The 18126-nt window shown below is 64.3% G+C and carries 17 protein-coding genes and 1 pseudogene; 4 read left to right on the forward strand and 14 right to left on the reverse strand.

Going from position 1 to position 18126, the window contains the following annotated elements:
* The 3 genes from preA to Q0330_RS05005 form a co-directional block, all read right to left on the reverse strand.
* On the reverse strand, positions 1 to 749 hold a 749-nt coding region (gene preA / locus Q0330_RS04995), incomplete at its 3' end, for an NAD-dependent dihydropyrimidine dehydrogenase subunit PreA (protein ID WP_299475368.1).
* On the reverse strand, positions 742 to 2082 hold the full coding sequence (locus tag Q0330_RS05000; RefSeq protein WP_299475371.1) for an NAD(P)-dependent oxidoreductase: 1341 nt from the start codon (positions 2080 to 2082) through the stop codon (positions 742 to 744). The genes Q0330_RS05000 and preA, both read right to left, overlap by 8 nt.
* A gap of 353 nt (positions 2083 to 2435) precedes the next feature.
* Positions 2436 to 3500 carry a Hint domain-containing protein gene (locus Q0330_RS05005; protein WP_299475374.1) on the reverse strand — a complete coding sequence of 355 codons (1065 nt, stop codon included), beginning with the start codon at positions 3498 to 3500 and terminating at the stop codon, positions 2436 to 2438.
* Positions 3501 to 3771: 271 nt separating this feature from the next.
* Between Q0330_RS05005 and Q0330_RS05010 the strand changes: the two genes are divergently transcribed.
* The gene (locus tag Q0330_RS05010) at positions 3772 to 4458 is read left to right on the forward strand and encodes a gamma-glutamylcyclotransferase (protein WP_299475377.1); all 687 of its coding nucleotides are present in this window, start codon (positions 3772 to 3774) and stop codon (positions 4456 to 4458) included.
* 3 nt (positions 4459 to 4461) lie between these two features.
* Here the strand turns inward: Q0330_RS05010 and Q0330_RS05015 are convergent, their stop codons facing one another.
* The 3 genes from Q0330_RS05015 to Q0330_RS05025 all read right to left on the reverse strand — a co-directional run bounded on the left by Q0330_RS05015 (position 4462) and on the right by Q0330_RS05025 (position 7222).
* Positions 4462 to 4959: a phosphatase PAP2 family protein gene (locus Q0330_RS05015; protein WP_299475380.1), complete on the reverse strand. Its 498-nt coding sequence runs from the start codon at positions 4957 to 4959 to the stop codon at positions 4462 to 4464.
* Positions 4960 to 5203: 244 nt separating this feature from the next.
* Positions 5204 to 6466, reverse strand: a complete 1263-nt coding sequence (gene clpX / locus Q0330_RS05020) for an ATP-dependent Clp protease ATP-binding subunit ClpX (protein WP_299475383.1) — start codon at positions 6464 to 6466, stop codon at positions 5204 to 5206.
* A gap of 123 nt (positions 6467 to 6589) precedes the next feature.
* Positions 6590 to 7222: an ATP-dependent Clp protease proteolytic subunit gene (locus Q0330_RS05025; RefSeq protein ID WP_299475386.1), complete on the reverse strand. Its 633-nt coding sequence runs from the start codon at positions 7220 to 7222 to the stop codon at positions 6590 to 6592.
* Positions 7223 to 7384: 162 nt separating this feature from the next.
* Here Q0330_RS05025 and pth point away from each other — a divergent pair.
* Positions 7385 to 7900: pseudogene (pth, locus tag Q0330_RS05030) on the forward strand (aminoacyl-tRNA hydrolase); the annotation flags it as partial.
* 119 nt (positions 7901 to 8019) lie between these two features.
* Here pth and parE read toward each other — a convergent pair.
* From parE to Q0330_RS05050, 4 genes are all read right to left on the reverse strand, one after another.
* A complete protein-coding gene (gene parE, locus Q0330_RS05035) occupies positions 8020 to 9987 on the reverse strand; it encodes a DNA topoisomerase IV subunit B (protein WP_299475389.1) in 1968 nt (655 codons plus the stop codon).
* Between the two features lie 98 nt (positions 9988 to 10085).
* Positions 10086 to 10454 (reverse strand): type II toxin-antitoxin system death-on-curing family toxin, encoded by a 369-nt coding sequence (locus Q0330_RS05040; protein WP_299475392.1) that lies wholly within the window; start codon positions 10452 to 10454, stop codon positions 10086 to 10088.
* 2 nt (positions 10455 to 10456) lie between these two features.
* Entirely contained in the window at positions 10457 to 10705 is a 249-nt protein-coding gene (locus tag Q0330_RS05045) for a hypothetical protein (protein ID WP_299475395.1), read from the reverse strand.
* Between the two features lie 54 nt (positions 10706 to 10759).
* On the reverse strand, positions 10760 to 11419 hold the full coding sequence (locus Q0330_RS05050) for a glutathione S-transferase family protein (protein ID WP_299475398.1): 660 nt from the start codon (positions 11417 to 11419) through the stop codon (positions 10760 to 10762).
* A gap of 141 nt (positions 11420 to 11560) precedes the next feature.
* Between Q0330_RS05050 and ppk2 the strand changes: the two genes are divergently transcribed.
* A complete protein-coding gene (gene ppk2 / locus Q0330_RS05055; protein WP_299475401.1) occupies positions 11561 to 12634 on the forward strand; it encodes a polyphosphate kinase 2 in 1074 nt (357 codons plus the stop codon).
* 51 nt (positions 12635 to 12685) lie between these two features.
* On the opposite strand, the gene Q0330_RS05060 is transcribed toward ppk2, so the two are convergent.
* Positions 12686 to 13747 (reverse strand): quinone-dependent dihydroorotate dehydrogenase, encoded by a 1062-nt coding sequence (locus Q0330_RS05060; protein WP_299475403.1) that lies wholly within the window; start codon positions 13745 to 13747, stop codon positions 12686 to 12688.
* Entirely contained in the window at positions 13744 to 14079 is a 336-nt protein-coding gene (locus Q0330_RS05065; RefSeq protein ID WP_299475406.1) for a DUF952 domain-containing protein, read from the reverse strand. Before Q0330_RS05065 ends, Q0330_RS05060 begins: the two co-directional genes overlap by 4 nt.
* Before the next feature lie 162 nt (positions 14080 to 14241).
* Here Q0330_RS05065 and Q0330_RS05070 point away from each other — a divergent pair, with 162 nt between their 5' ends.
* Entirely contained in the window at positions 14242 to 15864 is a 1623-nt protein-coding gene (locus Q0330_RS05070) for a bifunctional metallophosphatase/5'-nucleotidase (RefSeq protein WP_299475409.1), read from the forward strand.
* A 66-nt stretch (positions 15865 to 15930) separates the two neighbouring features.
* On the opposite strand, the gene proB is transcribed toward Q0330_RS05070, so the two are convergent.
* Positions 15931 to 17043 carry a glutamate 5-kinase gene (gene proB / locus Q0330_RS05075; protein ID WP_299475412.1) on the reverse strand — a complete coding sequence of 371 codons (1113 nt, stop codon included), beginning with the start codon at positions 17041 to 17043 and terminating at the stop codon, positions 15931 to 15933.
* Positions 17031 to 18059: a GTPase ObgE gene (obgE, locus tag Q0330_RS05080; protein ID WP_299475415.1), complete on the reverse strand. Its 1029-nt coding sequence runs from the start codon at positions 18057 to 18059 to the stop codon at positions 17031 to 17033. Before obgE ends, proB begins: the two co-directional genes overlap by 13 nt.
* Positions 18060 to 18126 lie beyond the last annotated feature (67 nt).

An 18126-nucleotide genomic window follows, 5' to 3' on the forward strand; every position in this document is an offset into this window, starting at 1 on the left:
CGCGCGATCTCGGCCACCATGTTCAGCGCGATGGGCTTCACCGCCGGTCCGCAATAGCCGCCATGCGCGCCCTTGCCGTCGATGGTGGGCTCGGGCGCGAACAGGTCGAGATCGACCGAGGTGATGGAATTGATGGTGTTGATCAGGCTGACCGCATCGGCGCCGCCGCGCTTCGCGGCCTCGGCCGGTTTGCGGATATCGGCGATATTCGGGGTCAGCTTCACGATGCAGGGCATGCGCGAATATTGCTTCACCCAGCGGGTCACCATCTCGATATATTCCGGCACCTGACCCACCGCCGCGCCCATGCCGCGCTCGCTCATCCCGTGGGGGCAGCCGAAATTGAGTTCGACCCCGTCGGCACCGGTATCCTCGATGGCGGCGAGGATGGATTTCCAGCTTTCCTCATCACACGGAACCATCAGGCTGATGACAAGGGCGCGATCGGGATAGTCGCGCTTGACCTGCTTGATCTCGCGCAGGTTCACCTCCAGCGGGCGATCGGTGATGAGTTCGATATTGTTCAACCCCAGCACCCGCCGGTCGGCGCCATGAACGGCGCCGTAGCGCGGGCCGTTCACGTTCACCACCGGCGGGCCTTCGGCACCGAGCGTCTTCCAGACCACGCCGCCCCAGCCGGCCTCATAGGCGCGGCGGACATTGTATTCCTTGTCGGTCGGCGGGGCCGAGGCCAGCCAGAACGGGTTCGGAGATTTGATTCCGACGAAATTCGAACGCAGATCAGCCATGGTGTTCCCCCATCAGATGCGCGTGGATATCCTCGGCCGCGTCGCGGCCCTGGGCGACGGCGGTCACGGTCAGGTCCTCGCCTTCGCCGGTGCAGTCGCCGCCGGCCCAGATCCCGGCAACCGAGGTTCGCCCCGGTCCCGTCACCGCGATCTTGCCGCCTTCCAGCAGCAGCCCTTCGGGCGTCAGCGCCAGCTTCTGCCCGATGGCCGACAGCACCTGATCGGCCCTGAGCCGGAAGGTCTCGGGCAGTTTCTTCAGCCCGCCGGGTCCATCCTCGGTATAGGCGAATTCGATCTCGGCACCCTGCGCGCCCCGATGGATCGCGACCGGGGCGGCATTGGTGCGGATGCGCACGCCGGCACCCGTCGCGTGGTCCTGTTCGTGATGCGAGGCCGACATCCGCGCCTGATCGCGCCGATAGACGATGGTCACGTTCTCGGCCCCCAGCAGGCGCGATTGAACGGCGGCATCCACCGCCGTCATGCCGCCGCCGATCACCACCACGTCGCGGCCGACCGGCAGGGTGGACAGATCCCCGCACTGCCGCAATTCGGCGATGAAATCGACCGCATCGCGCAGGACACCGTTCTCGGCCCCTAGCCCCGGATCGTTCACATCGCCCAGACCAACGCCCAGAAACACCGCGTCGAAATCCGATTGCAGCGCCGCCAGCGTCACCTCGCGGCCAAGCGCCTTGCCGCATTCCAGCGCGATGCCGCCGATGCCGAGCAACCAGTCGACTTCGCGCGCGGCAAAACCCCCTGTCGCCTTATAGGCGGCAATGCCGAATTCGTTCAGACCGCCGGGCTTGGGCCGGGCCTCGAAGACGGTCACATCATGGCCGCGCATAGCCAGCCGATGCGCGCAGGCCAGACCCGCCGGCCCGGCACCGACCACGGCCACGCGCCTGCCCGAGGCCGCCGCCCGCGCAAATGGCTGCGCGGCCTGCATCGCCACATCGGTCGCATGGCGCTGCAACCGGCCGATCTCGACCGGCTTGCCCTCAGCCGTTTCGCGCACGCAGGCGCCTTCGCAAAGTGTCTCGGTCGGGCAGACACGGGCGCACATGCCGCCAAGGATATTCGCGCTCAGGATCGTTTCCGCCGCCGCCTCGGGCGTGCCGGTGGCGATCTGGCGGATGAACAGCGGGATGTCGATGCCGGTTGGACAGGCCTCCACACAGGGGGCGTCATGGCAGAAATAGCAGCGATCCGCGGCCACGGCGGCCTCGTGCGGGTCGAGCGGCGGGGTGTGATCGGAAAATCCCGCCGAGATCGCCTCGGCAGACAGTCTGGCGGCGGCGAGTCCGGGGGTAAGGGTCGAGTTTGTCACGGCTGGCTCCCGATATGCGGTGGCTGCGATCAGGATGGCACGGGTTTTGATTTTTACCAAACGGTAAAATTATGAAGATGCGAGAGGTCGCGACAGGAAGACGCGCATTCAGGCGAAGCGCTGAAAAAACAGGCAGCCACCGATAAGGTCGACATACCCGAGTTGTCAGACGAAGGGCTTCGTCCGAGCCGGCAGGATCAATCGAACCTCATTGCCAGGCGCGCCGCCACAGGCTTCCACGACCACAACCAAGATAGCAGCATAGAACCCGGCTGTGACCGTATCCGTCACGACCGTCTTTGACACCAAGATACCGCCGAGGGACGTCTACCGATCAGAGCCGATCGGGCCGTTCAATTTACCAGCACCGGCTTGATATTCGCGGTATGGCGTCTCGCCAGACGGCGCGCGCGCGGGCCCTTCACGAGCAGACGGGCTGCGGGAAGTTCCAGCGGCGGCTCGGCGAGTTCGGGGAACAGGGCAAAGATCTCTTCATGCGCGGCAGCTGGCAGCGATTTCAGCGCCTCTACCCCGGTATAAAGCGATTCAGTCGGCGCACCGTTGGCGAAGATCACCTCGTGCCGGTCGAACAGCAGATGGACATAGGTCACGCCTGTAAGATCAGTCGCAGGAGAAATCCCCTCGATCCCGGTCAGGTGAATGGCCGCGACCAGCACTTCCGGCGCGCCGAACATGCGCATCGCGATCTTTGAACGAACCAGCATCCGGTGCTGCGGCGAGACCAGCAGATCGGCCTCGGGCAGGCCATTGCCAAGCGCGCCGGCCTCGATGCGGATCGGCACCCGTTTCTGGTGCAGATCGTAAAGCCGACGCTGCCCGATCCAGCGCAATTCCTGAGGCCCATGATCCTGGGTCAGGATCAGGTCGCCGGGGGCCAGATCCTCGACCGGCACTTCGCCAATCAGGGTGCGGATCATCGTGCCGGCGGTGAAACAGGGATAGGCGTCGTCATTATTGACAACGACCATATCCTCGAACACGGTATCCGTGCTCGTCATCGTGTCCAGCGTAATTGACGCGATCTTGGCCCGCGAATAGCCCATACCCTGAAGGGTGGCGATCTCGGAATCCGGCAGGCGATAATAAAGCGTGCCGTCGTCCAGCCGATAGACATGCAGCTTTACCGCCACGTCAGTGCCATCCTTCAGCAGCAATGCCGCGTCCCAGATGGTGAATTGTGCGACCTGATGGAAGGTGCCGCCAACGGTCACCCCCTCGCCCACAGGCGGTGCATTGATCGGCGTGTCGGTATCCTTGATCTTGCCGTCGTTACCGACATCATGCCAGGTGATGTCGGTCAGGCCACCAAGCGGCACGGTCGTGCCGGTCAGCGCAGCGGTGGTGATATTGCTTCCAAGGCTGCCGCCAATCCAGGCCCAGGTGGTCGTATTGATCATATCCCGCACTCACTTTTCACCCCGACAGGCTGAGCGAATGCGTTGCAGCCGCTATTGCCGCCGGACATAATCTGAATGAGCGGCCATACATACAATTGGGATAATATGTAAACCTTTGCATATGGCGACGCTGCGTTATACGCCCTGGATGTGACATCGTGCCACATCTGCTGGCTTGTGCCGCCGGATCGCGGCCGCTATCCGTCGCGGGTGGACGATGTAATTCGGTGCCGCTGGACGACCCATTGACGGCGAAGGACCCAACCCCGCCATGAAAGCACCCACCCTTCGCCTGACGGAAGCCCATGTTGCCCGCGCGACGCGAATCGTGGATGGCCCGCGCTATCGCGATGACTGGCATATGCTGGAAGATGACGAGCTCGATCAACTCGCGGATGATCTGACCCGGCAGCGCGGCAAACCCGTCCCGATCTTCGCCTATGGCTCGCTGATCTGGAACCCGGGTTTTGCGGTCTCGGACCGCCGGCGCGCCACCGCGCCGGGCTGGCACCGCCAGTTCAGCATTCCCCTCGATCACTTTCGCGGTTCGCCCGAACAGCCGGGCCTGATGCTGGCGCTGGCATCCGGGGGCAGTTGCGAGGGGCTGATCCTCGACATCGCGCGGGGGACCGAGCGCGACTCGCTGCGCGCCGTGCTCAAGCGGGAACTGGTCGCGCGCGAACTGGCCGCCAATGCCCGCTGGATCGAGGTCGAGACCGCAGAGGGCCGCTTTGAAGCGCTGACCTTCTATGCCGATCCGGTCGATATTCCCCTGACCCGGCTGCCGGTCGAGGAGCAGGCGCGGCTTCTGTCGCGTGCCAATGGGGTGGCGGGATCGGGCTGCGAATACCTGCTGCGCACTGCCGAGGGGCTTGAGGCCGCCGGCATCCACGACGCCTATATCTGGCAATTGCAGGACCTGGTCGCGGCCGAGATCGACAGTTGGCCTGCCGGGTAAAGTCTAGAATTTCAGCCCGACGCTGAACGACGCGCCGTCGGTGCCGATGCCGAAATCCGCCGCGCCGAGGCTGAAGCCGATCAGCGCGCCGGCCCAGACCTGCTGCGACGTATGTTCGCCGGCATGGACCCGGCTCCATCCGGTCAGGCCGGCGGCGCCATAGGCGAGCGCGCCGGCCTCGGGCTGATCGTCGAAGCATTTTCCGGCCAGATCCGAGGCGCCGAAAAAGGCCGCCGCCGTATGACCGGAGGGGAACCCCTCGCCCTCGCCCGAGGGCCGGCGCGAGATCGGCTGGCCGTCGAAATAATGTTTCATGCCGAGCACGATCGCTGCCTGCAGGACGCCACGGATGGCAAAATCCTCAGCCCGGTCCTGATCGACGGCACAGACGGCGGCGGCCAGCGGCAACCCGTATTTCATCGCCGTGCCGAAATCCTCGAACGGGTCGGCGGCGGCAGGCAGCGCCAGCGAAAGAAGGCAGAACGGCAGCGCGAGTTTCATGCGGCCCCTCCATGCGGTCGCGGATCGGTTCCGCCCTGTCTAATCGGCCTGCGCCCCCGGCGTAAGTCCCGAACGGAGACGTGGGCGGATGCGGCAGCTTCCATGGCGGGGGCCGGCATCGCGGATGGTCCGGCTTCGCCGGGCGGCGCCATGCCTCCCGTGCCGAAGCCCGCATCCCTCACGCCGGAAACGACAAAGGCCCGGCGCAGGTCCGGGCCTTTGGGTGCAATGCGAAAGACGCAGATCAGACGGCGGTCTTGGCGCTTTCCTTCTTCGCGTCGGCATGGATGATCAGCGGCTTTGCCGAGGCATTGTCGACCGCTTCCTCGTTCACCACGACCTCCTCGACGCTTTCCATGCCGGGCAGGTCGAACATGGTATCCAGCAGGATATCCTCCATGATCGAGCGCAGCCCGCGCGCGCCGGTCTTGCGCTTGATGGCGCGCCGGGCGATGGCGGTCAGGGCATCCTCGGTAAAGGTCAGCTTCACGCCTTCCAGATCGAAAAGCCGCTGATACTGCTTGACCAAGGCGTTCTTCGGCTTGGTCAGGATGATGATCAGCGCCTCCTCGTCCAGATCGGTCAGCGTCGCGATCACCGGCAGGCGGCCGACGAATTCCGGGATCAGGCCGAATTTCAGCAGGTCCTCGGGCTCCAGGTCCATGAAGACCTCGCCCACGCCGCGATCGTCGTTTTCCTTGACCTCGGCACCGAAGCCCATCGCCGTGCCCTTGTTGCGCTGCGAGATGATCCGGTCCAGCCCGGCAAAGGCTCCACCGCAGACGAACAGGATATTCGTCGTGTCGACCTGCAGGAATTCCTGCTGCGGATGCTTGCGCCCGCCCTGCGGCGGCACGCTGGCCACCGTGCCTTCCATGATCTTCAGCAGCGCCTGCTGCACCCCTTCCCCGGACACGTCGCGGGTGATCGAGGGGTTGTCGGACTTGCGGGTGATCTTGTCGACCTCGTCGATATAGACGATGCCGCGCTGCGCGCGTTCGACATTGTATTCCGAAGCCTGCAGCAGTTTCAGGATGATGTTCTCGACATCCTCGCCCACATAACCGGCCTCGGTCAGGGTGGTCGCATCGGCCATGGTGAAGGGCACATCGAGGATCCGCGCCAGCGTCTGCGCCAGCAGGGTCTTGCCGCAGCCGGTCGGGCCGATCAGCAGGATGTTCGATTTCGCCAGTTCGATATCGGATTTCGAGCCGTGGTTCAGCCGCTTGTAGTGGTTGTGCACCGCCACCGAGAGGACCCGCTTCGCCCGCTCCTGGCCGATGACGTAATCGTCCAGAACGGCGCAGATTTCCTTCGGCGTCGGCACGCCCTCGCCGGATTTCAGCCCCGAGGATTTGGTTTCCTCGCGGATGATGTCCATGCACAGCTCGACACATTCGTCGCAGATGAACACGGTCGGGCCGGCGATCAGCTTGCGGACCTCGTGCTGGCTCTTGCCGCAAAAGCTGCAATAGAGCGTGTTCTTGCTGTCGGTCTCGTTCGCCATGCTACGTCCTTACGTCCTCGGCGGAATATCCGCAGGGCCCCGTCTTTGGGCCTTGGCCCATGTTAGGGGCGCCCGCCCCCGGTCTCAATCCCCAATCCGCACCGGCACCGGGCCGGGGGCGGATCATTTCTTCTCCGGCTCGGCCTTGCCGCGCGGGGCCAGAACCTCGTCGATCAGGCCCCAGTCCTTCGCCTCCTCGGGGGACATGAAGCGGTCGCGTTCCAGCGCTTCTTCGACATCCTTCAGCGACTGGCCGGTGTGATGGACATAGATCTCGTTCAGGCGGCGCTTCAGCTTCTCGGTCTCGCGCGCATGGATCAGGATATCGGTCGCCTGGCCCTGGAACCCGCCCGAGGGCTGGTGAACCATGATGCGGCTGTTCGGCAGCGAATGACGCTGCCCCTTCTCGCCCGCGCAAAGCAGCAGCGAGCCCATAGAGGCCGCCTGCCCTACCACCAGCGTCGAAACCCGCGGCCGGATATATTGCATGGTGTCGTAGATCGACAGACCCGCCGTCACCACCCCGCCGGGGCTGTTGATATACATGGAAATTTCCTTGGACGGATTCTCCGCCTCAAGGAACAGAAGCTGGGCGCAGATCAGCGTCGACATGCCGTCATGGACGGGGCCGGAGACGAAGATGATCCGTTCCTTCAGCAGCCGCGAAAAGATGTCATAGGCCCGTTCCCCGCGCGAGGTCTGTTCGACCACCATGGGGACAAGCGTGTTCATGTAGAATTCTGCCGGATCGCTCATTCGTCTTCCCTGCCCGATTGTCTTTGCCCTGTCGTGATACGGTCCGATTCGAGACCCAAGGGCGGTGTTCTACCTGTCGAAGGTTGACAGAGTCTTAGTAACGCCCGATCTCATCCGCAAGGGATGCAGCGCATTTGAACTGAATGGGACGAAGGAAGAGTCATGAAACTGATCGTCGGGCTGGGCAATCCGGGCGCGAAATATGCCGGGAACCGCCATAATATCGGCTTCATGGCCGTCGACCGGATCGCTGCCGATCACGGATTTCCGCCCTGGCGGGCACGCTTTCAGGGCGTCGTGTCCGAAGGCCGACTGGGGACGGAGCGCGTTATCCTTCTGAAACCTCAGACCTTCATGAACCTCTCTGGCCAGTCGGTTGGCGAGGCGATGCGTTATCTCAAGCTCGAACCTGCCGACGTGATCGTGCTGCATGATGAACTGGACCTCGCGCCCGGCAAATGCCGGCAGAAGACCGGGGGCGGCCATGCCGGGCATAATGGGCTGCGCTCGATCCACCAGCATATCGGTGCCGATTACCGCCGAGTGCGCATGGGCATCGGCCATCCCGGCCAAAAGGAACTCGTTTCGCCTTATGTCCTGTCTGACTTTGCCAAGGCCGATGCGGATTGGCTGGACGAGGTTCTGCGCAGCGTTTCCGATGATGCCGAAGCGCTTGCGTCCTGATCGGCTTGCAGTCTGAGCCAGATACCATTAGCTGCTGCCCGCCGACGACAACGGCGATCAGGGACCCGATCGGTCACACACGGGCCATTCGGGGTTGGCGGTAAGGCCCGACCTTACAGGTCCAGCATGTCCTCTTCCGCGAAGCGGGCGTTTTCCTGAATATATTCGAAGCGCAGTTCGGGCTTCTTGCCCATCAGGCGCTCGACCAGATCGCCGGTCTCGCCGGCTGCGTCCTCGTCGATGGTGACCCGGATCAGCTTGCGCGAGGCCGGGTTCATCGTCGTGTCCTTCAGGTCCTTGGCATCCATCTCGCCCAGACCCTTGAAGCGCTGCACGTCGATCTTGCCGCGCCCGCCAAAGCCCTTTTCCAGCAGCCGTTCCTTTTCGGCATCGTCGGCGACATAGACGCGCTCGGCCCCCTGCGTCAGCCGATAGAGCGGCGGGCAGGCGAGATAGAGATGCCCCTTGTCGATCAGCGGTCGCATCTGGGTGAAGAAGAAGGTCATCAGCAGGCTGGCGATATGGGCGCCGTCGACATCGGCATCGGTCATGATGATGATCTTGTCGTAGCGCAGATCGTCGACGTTGAATTTCGTCCCCATGCCGACGCCGAGCGCCTGGCAGAGATCGTTGATCTCCTGGTTCGACCCGAGCTTGCCGGAGGCCGCGCCGAGCACGTTCAGTATCTTGCCCTTCAGCGGCAGAAGCGCCTGGGTATTGCGGTCGCGCGCCTGCTTGGCCGAGCCCCCGGCCGAGTCGCCCTCGACGATGAAAAGCTCGGTCCCCGACCGGTTCTTGGCCGAACAGTCGACCAGCTTGCCGGGCAGGCGCAGCTTCTGGGTGGCGGTCTTGCGCTGGGTTTCCTTTTCCTGCCGGCGGCGCAGGCGTTCCTCGGCCCGCAGGATCAGGAAATCGAGGATCGCGCCGGCCGATTTCGGATCCGCCGCCAGCCAGTTGTCGAAATGGTCGCGCACCGCGCCTTCGACCAGTCGCTGCGCCTCGACCGTGGCCAGCCGGTCCTTGGTCTGGCCGACGAATTCGGGCTCGCGGATGAAGCAGGAAACCAGCGCACAGCCGCCGGTCAGCAGGTCCTCGCGGGTGATCTGGGCGGCCTTCTTGTTATTCGCCAACTCGCCATAGGCACGCACGCCCTTCAGGATCGCCGACCAGAAGCCGGCCTCATGGGTGCCGCCCTCGGGCGTCGGCACGGTGTTACAATAGGACTGGATGAACCCGTCGCGCGAGGGCGTCCAGTTGATCGCCCAGTCGACCTTGCCGGGCACGCCGAAACGGCCCTGAAACTCGACATTGCCGGCGAAGGGACGCTCGGCATAGGTGGTGACGCCGCCCAGAGTCTCAGTCAGGTAATCGGCAAGGCCGCCGGGGAAGTGGAAGGTGGCCTCGACCGGGGTTTCGCCGTCGTCGATTTCCGATTTCCAGCGGATTTCTACGCCCGAGAACAGATAGCCCTTGGATTTCACCATCTTCAGCAGCCGCGCTGGTTTGAAGCGGTGATGGCCGAAGATCTGTTCGTCGGCATGGAAGGTCACGGTGGTGCCGCGCCGGTTCGGGGCAGCACCGATCTTTTCGACCGGACCAAGCGGGATCCCGCGCGAAAAGCACTGCTCGAACAGTTCCTTGTTGCGCGCCACCTGCACGACCATGCTGTCCGACAGCGCGTTGACGACCGAGGCGCCGACCCCGTGCAACCCGCCCGAGGTCTGATAGGCATCGCCCGAGAACTTGCCGCCGGCATGGAGCGTGCACAGGATCACCTCCAGCGCCGATTTGCCGGGGAATTTGGGGTGCGGGTCGATGGGAATGCCGCGACCGTTGTCGCGGATCACGACGCTGTAATCGGCCAGCAGTTCGACCTCGATCCGGCTGGCATGGCCGGCGACGGCCTCGTCCATCGAGTTGTCGAGGATTTCCGCGACCAGGTGATGCAGCGCTCGTTCGTCGGTGCCGCCGATATACATGCCGGGGCGCTTGCGGACCGGTTCCAGCCCTTCCAGCACCTCGATCGAGGCGGCGGAATAGCTGGTATCGTCCTGCGTGGTCGGAAAGAGATCGTCGGCCATGTGCTGCTCGTTTTATCGGTTTTGCCGGTTATCTCATGAAGGGCCGGTTCGGGGCAAGGGTTTGCGGTTTCCCGGACGGATGCCGCAAGTGATAGCGGTCAGGGATGGGCGCGCAGCCAATCCGCCAGATCGCCATCGTCGATCTGCCCCTGGGCGAGGGCGATGATCTTCTGGCCGACTTCTTCCGTCTCGAAACGAAGACGAATCCCGTTTGCCAGCAGACATATCTGCATGGAGCGGAAGGCCGTGCGCTTGTTGCCATCATTGAAGCAATGCCCCCGGGATATTGCCATTGCATAGGCAGCGGCAAGATCGCAGACATCGGCAATCATGCCATAGGCAAGGCGGTTCTCGACCCGCGCAAGTGCCGCCTCCAGCGACTTGTCGCGGGCGCGGCCTGCCAACTCGCCGGGGCCGATCAGATCGTCATGAATCTGCTCGACCGTGTCTGCGGTCAGGGTGAACATGATTATTTGTCTTGCAGATAATCGAGCACCGGCTGCGCCGCAGCCCGGCTTTCATCCAGCAATGCCTGCACCTCGTCGCGCGACAGCGCGCGATGGTCGCCGTCGCCCGTCGCCTCCTCCGGGACCAGATAGCCGACCAGTTGCGAATTTTTCAGGATCGCCACCGGCTTGCCGCCAGAGCGTTCCAGCACCTTATGCGGCTCGCGCAGTTCGGTCATGGTGCAGATATGGTTGGTCAGCAGACGGGTCATGGTGCGTCCTTTCAGATCACCATTATATTGCACATTTCAGTTTATATTTCAATGTCATTCCGGTTCGGCCAGCCGCGCCTCCCACATCTTCTGGAAGGCCGGGCGGGCCTGCGCATCCGCCAGCCACTGATGCAGGGCCGGGAACTGTTCCATCAGCGGACCATAGCCCTGCGCATAGCGGATGGTTTCGGCCATGGCGATATCGGCCAATGTGAAGCGGGCGCCGACCAGATAGCCATGCCGGGCCAGATGATCCTCGATCACGCGGAACGGTCGGACCAGACGTTCGGCGGCATTGGCGATCAGGGCCTGGTCCTCACCCGACTGGGCCTGGCCGCGGCCATGCAGGAACAGCAGCGTCAGCGCGTCCGGCTCGACCGCGGTGGCGGCATAGAAACACCATTGCGACATCAGCGCGTCTTCGGCTTCATCCTTGGGGCCGAGCGGCGCGCCGTGCTTGCGCCCGAGATAGAGGTTGATGGCATAGGATTCGGTCAGCACCAGCCCGTCATCCTCGATCACCGGGATGGCACCTGCGGGCGAGAGCTTCAGGAAAGACGGCGAATGCGTGTTCAGGGCGGCACCCGACGCGTCGGGATCGGCAAGGCGATAGGCCTGAATCACCGGCACCTGTTTGAAGGGCAGGCCGATCTCGTGGCAGAGCCAGATGATGCGCGAGGCGCGCGACCGGGTGACGCCGTGAATGGTCAGCATAGGGGACTCCGCTTGGTTTTCGGGCAGGTTAGGGCGGTATCTTGTCGCGGAAAAGCGGGAATGACTTGATCCAGCGCAAGGTGTGACAGTTATATGTCTGTTATGCTCATTCGGTTTATTGAAGATTGAAAGGGAAATGCGATGCCTGATGACAGCCCGAACCATGCCGTTCTCTCCGAACCTGCCGCGCCGAAGGGGGCCGAAGGTGCTGGCCCCAGGCGCTTTCCGACCGTAACCCCGGATCAGGTGCGCGCGGCCTTCGAGAGCGGCAAATATCCCTATGCCCGCCGCATCGCCCGCAAGGGCTACGAGATCGAGAAGGCGAAGCTTCAGGCCGAACTTCTGAAGGTGCAGAAATGGGCGCAGGAGACCGGGCAGAAATTCGTCATCCTCTTCGAGGGTCGCGATGCCGCCGGCAAGGGCGGCACCATCAAGCGCTTCAACGAACATCTCAACCCGCGTTTTGCCCGGGTCGTGGCGCTGAACAAGCCCACCGACGAAGAGCGCGGGCAATGGTACTTCCAGCGCTATATCAACCATCTGCCGACCTCGGGCGAAATGACCTTCTATGATCGCAGCTGGTATAACCGCGCCGGGGTCGAGCGGGTGATGGGCTTCTGCACCCCTTCGGAATATCTGGAATTCATGCGCCAGGCGCCGGAATTCGAACGGATGCTGGCCCGTTCGGGCATCCGGCTTTACAAATACTGGTTCTCGGTTACCCGCGAGGAGCAGCGCCGCCGCTTCAAGGCGCGCGAGACCGATCCGCTGAAGCAGTGGAAGCTGAGCCCGATCGACAAGGCATCGCTGGGGAAATGGGACGAATATACCGAGGCGAAAGAGGCGATGTTCTTCTATACCGACACCGCCGACGCGCCCTGGGTCATCGTGAAGTCGAACGACAAGAAGCGGGCGCGGCTGAACTGCATGCGGCATTTCCTGTCGACGCTGGATTATCCCGGCAAGGACCCCTCTGTTGCCACGCCGCCCGATCCGCTGATCGTCGGACAGGCCAGCCATGTCGTGCATGGCATGTCGCATATCCTCGATGCCAGCAAGCCGCCGCAGGCTGCGACAGAGGCGGAAAAGCCGCGCGGGGAAACTGCACAGAAGACCGTGAAAAAGGCCGCGCCGGAAGCGGCAAAGGATGCGAAGCCCGAGGTTAAAGCCGCAGCACCGCAAGGGGCGAATGGCGCAACGCCCAGCAAGGGATAAGAAGCCGGGCCGGGCGGACGCGCACCGTCCGCCCGGCCTGACCGGTCATCGTTACAGCCAGTCCTCGACCCCGGTTCCGGTCAGTTCCGACAGGCTGGTCAGCCCTTCCTCGGCGGCGCGCTGATCGAGGCCGCGGGCGATATCCTCAGCCAGCGAAAAGCCCTGATAGATCAGCGCCGAGTAAAGCTGGATCGCGCTCGCACCGGCGCGGAGTTTCTGCCAGGAATCATCGACCGAGCCGACGCCGCCGACACCGATCAGCGGGATATGCCCGCCGGTCATGCGGTAAAGCCGGGCTAGAACCCGGGTCGAGCGCTCGAAAAGCGGGCGACCCGACAGCCCGCCCGCCTCGGAGGCCTGGCGATCCGACAGCCCGTCGCGCGAAAGCGTCGTATTGGTGGCGATGATCGCGTCGATGCCGGTGGCCTTGGCGACATTGGCGATATCGGCCAGACCGGCATCGTCCAGATCGGGCGCGATCTTCAGAAAGACCGGGCGTCGTGCAGGCAGGGCGTCGCGCGCGGCGATCACGCCTTTCAGCAGTTCCGCCAGTGCTTCGGCCCCCTGCAGATCGCGCAGCTTCTCGGTATTGGGAGAGGAGACGTTGACGGTCAGGAAATCGGCCGACATGCCGGCGATGCGCACGACCTCGGCAAAATCGGCGGCGCGGTCGGCGCTGTCCTTGTTGGCACCGATATTCAGCCCGACCGGAATGCCGGGGCGGCGGGCCGACAGGCGGGCGGCAATCGCCTCGGCTCCGTCATTGTTGAAGCCGAAACGGTTGATGATCGCCCGATCCGCGCTCAGCCGGAACAGGCGCGGTTTCGGATTGCCGGGCTGCGGGCGCGGGGTTGCGGCGCCGCATTCGACAAAGCCGAAACCCACCCCCATCAGCCGCCCGACAACGCGGGCATTCTTGTCGAAGCCCGCCGCCAGCCCGACCGGGTTGGGCAGGTCCAGCCCCGCCAGCCGGCACCGCAGCCGTGGCGAGGTGACCGGGCTGCCGGGCATCGGCACCAGCCCGCTGGCCAGTGCCTTCAGCGACAGGTCATGCGCGGCCTCCGGCTGCATCCGGTGCAAGAGGCCAAGGCCAAGGCGTTCGATGGGCTTCATGGCAGCGCTCCGATCTCGTGGCCGTTGGGGCCGTGGGGCAAGGGACGCGACCAGAGGACCTCATCCAGCCGCAAGGCCCGGTAGAGATGCGGAAACAGCGCCCCGCCGCGCGACGGCTCCCACCGCAGGGCATCGCTCAGCGCCTCGGCCTCGCAGGCCAGCAGCCATAACCCGTCTTCACCGGAAAAGTGCTTTTCCAGCGTGCCGGACAAGGTTTCGGCGGTCGAGAAATGAATATAGCCATCGGCCAGGTCGACCGGCGCGCCCGTCGTCGACCACTGGTCCTGGAATTGCCGCCATTCCGGGCCGCGAAGCACTTTATAGATCATCATGGCGTGTATTTCCGCTGTTGATGGGGCATGGTCAAGGGGGCTGCGCCTCTACACCCGTTTGCGATCACTCGCGATGCTTTCGGCGTTTGACCTGACGCGTCAAGCGCGGCAATCTGTCACCATCGCGATGGCGCGTGCGCGTCCCCGAACATGGAGTATCCGATGACCAAGACCCGCCTCATGGCCTCGGCCGCAGCCCTGGCACTTTCAGCCGGTGCGGCGCAAGCCGAATATGTGCTGCATGTGCTGCATACCAACGATGTTCACAGCCGTGTCGAGGAGATCAACAAATACGATTCCACCTGCGACGAGGAAACCTCGGCGGCGGGCGAATGCTTTGGCGGCGTGGCCCGGATCGCCACCAAGGCCAGGGAGCTGATGGATCAGATCGCAGCCGAGGGTGGCAATGTCGTCCTACTGGACGCGGGCGATCAGTATCAGGGCAGCCTGTTCTATACGACCTACAAGGGCAAGGAAGTGGTCGAGTTCATGACCGCCATCGGCTATGACGCCATGGCCGTCGGCAACCATGAATTCGACGATGGCGATGAGGGGCTGGCGGTGCTGGCCGAGGGGGTCGCCTTTCCGGTCGTTTCGGGCAATCTCGACCTCAGCCAGAACAACCGCCTGAAAGACATTGTCGATGGATCGGCGGTGCTGGAGGTTGGCGGCCAGAAGATCGGCATCGTCTCGGTACTCGCGACGGATACGCCGGAAACCGCCGCGCCATCGGACAGCGTGATCTTCCAGGACGAGATCGAGGCATTGACCGCCGATGCGCAGGACCTGACCGATGCCGGTGTCGACAAGATTCTGGCGCTGACCCATGTCGGCTATCTGAAGGATCAGGAACTCGCCGCGAAAGTGCCGGGCGTCGATGCCGTGATCGGCGGGCACAGCCATACGCTGCTGGGTGACATGGAAGGTGCGGCCGGCCCCTATCCGACCATGATCGCGGGCGCAGGCGGTGCCGAGGTTCCGGTCGTCACCGCTTACGCCTATTCGAAATATCTCGGCCATCTGGTCCTGACCTTCGACGATGCCGGCAATCTGGTGAAGGCCGAAGGCGCTCCGGTGCTGCTTGACGCCTCGGTCACGCCGGACGAGGCGATCACCGCGAAGATCAAGGAGCTTGGCGCCCCCATCGAGGAGTTGAAGAACAGGATCGTCGCCGAGACCAAGGCCGAGATCAATGCCGACCGCGATATCTGCCGGGCGCGCGAATGCGTCATGGGCAGCCTTGTCGCCGATGCGATGCTGGACCGGGTCAAGGATCAGGGCGTGACCATCGCCATCCAGAATGGCGGCGGGCTGCGCGCCTCGATCGATGCCGGGCCGATCTCGATGGGCGAGATCATCTCGGTCCTGCCGTTCCAGAACACGCTGGCGACCTTCAAGCTGAAGGGCGCCGATGTTGTCGCGGCGCTGGAAAACGGCGCCAGCCAGATCGAGGAACAGGCCGGCCGCTTCGCCCAGGTAGCGGGGCTGAAATACACGCTCGATCCCGCAGCCGAGCCGGGCAGCCGGATCAGCGAGGTGCTGGTGATGGACGGCGATGCCTGGGTGCCCATCGATCCAGAGGCAGAATACGGTGTGGTGTCGAACAACTACATGCGCACGGGCGGAGACGGCTATGCGATCTTCGAGACCAATGCCATCGACGCCTATGATTTCGGCCCCGACCTTGCCGATGTGCTGGTCGAATATATTGTCAACCAGGGTGCGGATTTTGCTGCCGCCACAGATGGCCGCATCACGGTGACAGAGGGGGCCGCAGCGCAGTAAGCCTGTCCAGACCCCATGATCGCGGTATGAGGCAACCGGGCCGGCGCCGAGCTTCGAGAATGGGGTCTAGACCACCATATCGTCGCGATGCACAAGCGCCGCGCGCCCGGCATAGCCCAGGATCTCGGCGATTTCCTCGCTGCGGTGGCCGGCGATGGCGCGGGCTTCCTCGGCGGTATAGCGGGTCAGCCCCCGGGCCAGCGTCTCGCCCGAAGGACCGAGCACCGCGACCGGTTCCCCGCGCCCGAAATCGCCGGTGATGCCGGTGACGCCGGCGGGCAGAAGCGACTTGCCGGCGGACAGCGCACGGGCGGCGCCGGCATCGACCACCACTTCGCCCTTCGGCTTCATCGCCGCGATCCAGCGCTTGCGGGCAAGCTGGGGGTCGCCATCGGGCAGGAACCAGGTCACCCGCGCACCATCCGCCACGGCAGAGATCGGCCGCAGGACCGAACCTTCGGCAATCGCCATGGCGCAGCCGCCCGTGACCGCCGTGCGCGCCGCCATCAGCTTGGTCTTCATCCCGCCCTTGGACAGGCCCGAGACCGGATCGCCGCCCATCGCCTCGATCTCTGGCGTGATACGCTCGACCAGCGGAAGATGCCGCGCCGAAGGGTCGGTCTTGGGGTTCGCCGTATAAAGCCCGTCCACATCCGAGAGCAGCAGCAGTTGATCCGCCCCTGCCGTCACCGCGATCTGCGCGGCCAGGCGGTCATTGTCTCCATAGCGCATCTCATCCGTGGCGACGGTGTCGTTCTCGTTCACGATCGGCACCACGCCGTAGCCCAGAAGCGCCTGCATGGTGGCGCGGCTGTTCAGATAGCGGCGCCGGTCGGTGGTGTCTTCCAGCGTCACCAGCACCTGCGCGGTGGCCACGCCATGCGGTGCCAAAGCCTCCTCATAGGCGCGCGCCAGCCGGATCTGGCCCACGGCAGCCGCCGCCTGCGCCTGTTCCAGCGACAGGGCACCGGCAGGCAGGTTCAGCACCCGCCGCCCGAGCGCGATGGAACCGGACGAGACCAGCACCACATCCGCGCCGCGACCGCGCCACAGGGCCACGTCGTCGCACAGCGCCCGCAGCCAGTCGCCACGCAGCCCGTCCGGCCCGACCAGCAGCGCCGAGCCGATCTTGACCACCAGCCGTTTCGCGGCCGCGATATCGGGACTTACGGTTGCCACTTGCCTTCATCCTCGACCGGGGTGGCGCGCGAGGGCGCGATATCGGACCAGAGCGCGCGCAGCACCTCCTGCACGCCCTGCCGGGTGACGCCGGACATGGTCATGACCTTCATGCCAAGCGCATCTTCCAGCGCCGCCTTGCGTTCGGCCAGGGTTTCCGCATCCACGGCATCGACCTTGTTCAGCGCCGTGACCCGTGGCTTGTCCATCAGCACCGGCGAATAGGCGGCAAGTTCGGTCAGCACCGTCTCGGCATCCTCGACCACCGTGTCCGAGGTCGCGTCGATCAGGTGCAGCAGCGTCGCGCAACGCTCGATATGGCCCAGAAAGCGGTCGCCGATGCCGCGGCCTTCAGAGGCACCCTCGATCAGGCCGGGAATGTCGGCCATGACGAATTCGCGCCCGTCGATGCCCACAACGCCAAGGTTCGGATGCAGCGTGGTGAAGGGGTAATCGGCGATCTTCGGCCGCGCGTTCGAGGTCGCGGCCAGAAAGGTCGACTTGCCGGCATTGGGCAGCCCGACCAGCCCGGCATCGGCGATCAGCTTCAGGCGCAGCCAGATGGTGCGCTCGACGCCGTCCTGCCCCGGATTGGCATTGCGCGGCGCGCGGTTGGTCGAGGTCTTGAAATGCAGGTTGCCGAAACCGCCATTGCCGCCTTTGGCAAGAATGACGCGCTGCCCGGCCTCGGTCAGGTCGGCGATCACGGTTTCCTCGTCCTCGTCGAGGATCTCGGTCCCGACCGGCACCCGCAGCACGATATCGTCGCCGCCCGCCCCTGTGCGCTGGCGGCCCATGCCGTGCTGGCCGCTTTTCGCGAAGAAATGCTGCTGATAGCGGAAGTCGATCAGCGTGTTCAGCCCTTCGACGGCTTCCGCGATCACATCGCCACCGCGCCCGCCATCGCCGCCATCGGGGCCGCCATATTCGATGAACTTCTCGCGCCGGAAGCTGACCGCCCCCGCGCCGCCCGAGCCCGAGCGGATATAGACCTTGGCCAGATCGAGGAATTTCATCGCATTTCTCCTTTGCGAAGGCGATACGCCTTGATGGGCAAAGCTGCAAGGGAAGCAGTTCCCCCTT

The organism is uncultured Paracoccus sp. (assembly GCF_937873615.1).
Lineage (GTDB): Bacteria > Pseudomonadota > Alphaproteobacteria > Rhodobacterales > Rhodobacteraceae > Paracoccus.

Coding starts and splice junctions, on each gene's coding strand:
- Q0330_RS05005 (WP_299475374.1), bottom strand. CDS start 3,500: ATGATCAATACGACCACCTGGGCCTGGATTGGCGGCAGCCTTGGAAGC.
- Q0330_RS05010 (WP_299475377.1), top strand. CDS start 3,772: ATGAAAGCACCCACCCTTCGCCTGACGGAAGCCCATGTTGCCCGCGCG.
- Q0330_RS05015 (WP_299475380.1), bottom strand. CDS start 4,959: ATGAAACTCGCGCTGCCGTTCTGCCTTCTTTCGCTGGCGCTGCCTGCC.
- clpX (WP_299475383.1), bottom strand. CDS start 6,466: ATGGCGAACGAGACCGACAGCAAGAACACGCTCTATTGCAGCTTTTGC.
- Q0330_RS05025 (WP_299475386.1), bottom strand. CDS start 7,222: ATGAGCGATCCGGCAGAATTCTACATGAACACGCTTGTCCCCATGGTG.
- parE (WP_299475389.1), bottom strand. CDS start 9,987: ATGGCCGACGATCTCTTTCCGACCACGCAGGACGATACCAGCTATTCC.
- Q0330_RS05040 (WP_299475392.1), bottom strand. CDS start 10,454: ATGTTCACCCTGACCGCAGACACGGTCGAGCAGATTCATGACGATCTG.
- Q0330_RS05045 (WP_299475395.1), bottom strand. CDS start 10,705: ATGACCCGTCTGCTGACCAACCATATCTGCACCATGACCGAACTGCGC.
- Q0330_RS05050 (WP_299475398.1), bottom strand. CDS start 11,419: ATGCTGACCATTCACGGCGTCACCCGGTCGCGCGCCTCGCGCATCATC.
- ppk2 (WP_299475401.1), top strand. CDS start 11,561: ATGCCTGATGACAGCCCGAACCATGCCGTTCTCTCCGAACCTGCCGCG.
- Q0330_RS05060 (WP_299475403.1), bottom strand. CDS start 13,747: ATGAAGCCCATCGAACGCCTTGGCCTTGGCCTCTTGCACCGGATGCAG.
- Q0330_RS05065 (WP_299475406.1), bottom strand. CDS start 14,079: ATGATGATCTATAAAGTGCTTCGCGGCCCGGAATGGCGGCAATTCCAG.
- Q0330_RS05070 (WP_299475409.1), top strand. CDS start 14,242: ATGACCAAGACCCGCCTCATGGCCTCGGCCGCAGCCCTGGCACTTTCA.
- obgE (WP_299475415.1), bottom strand. CDS start 18,059: ATGAAATTCCTCGATCTGGCCAAGGTCTATATCCGCTCGGGCTCGGGC.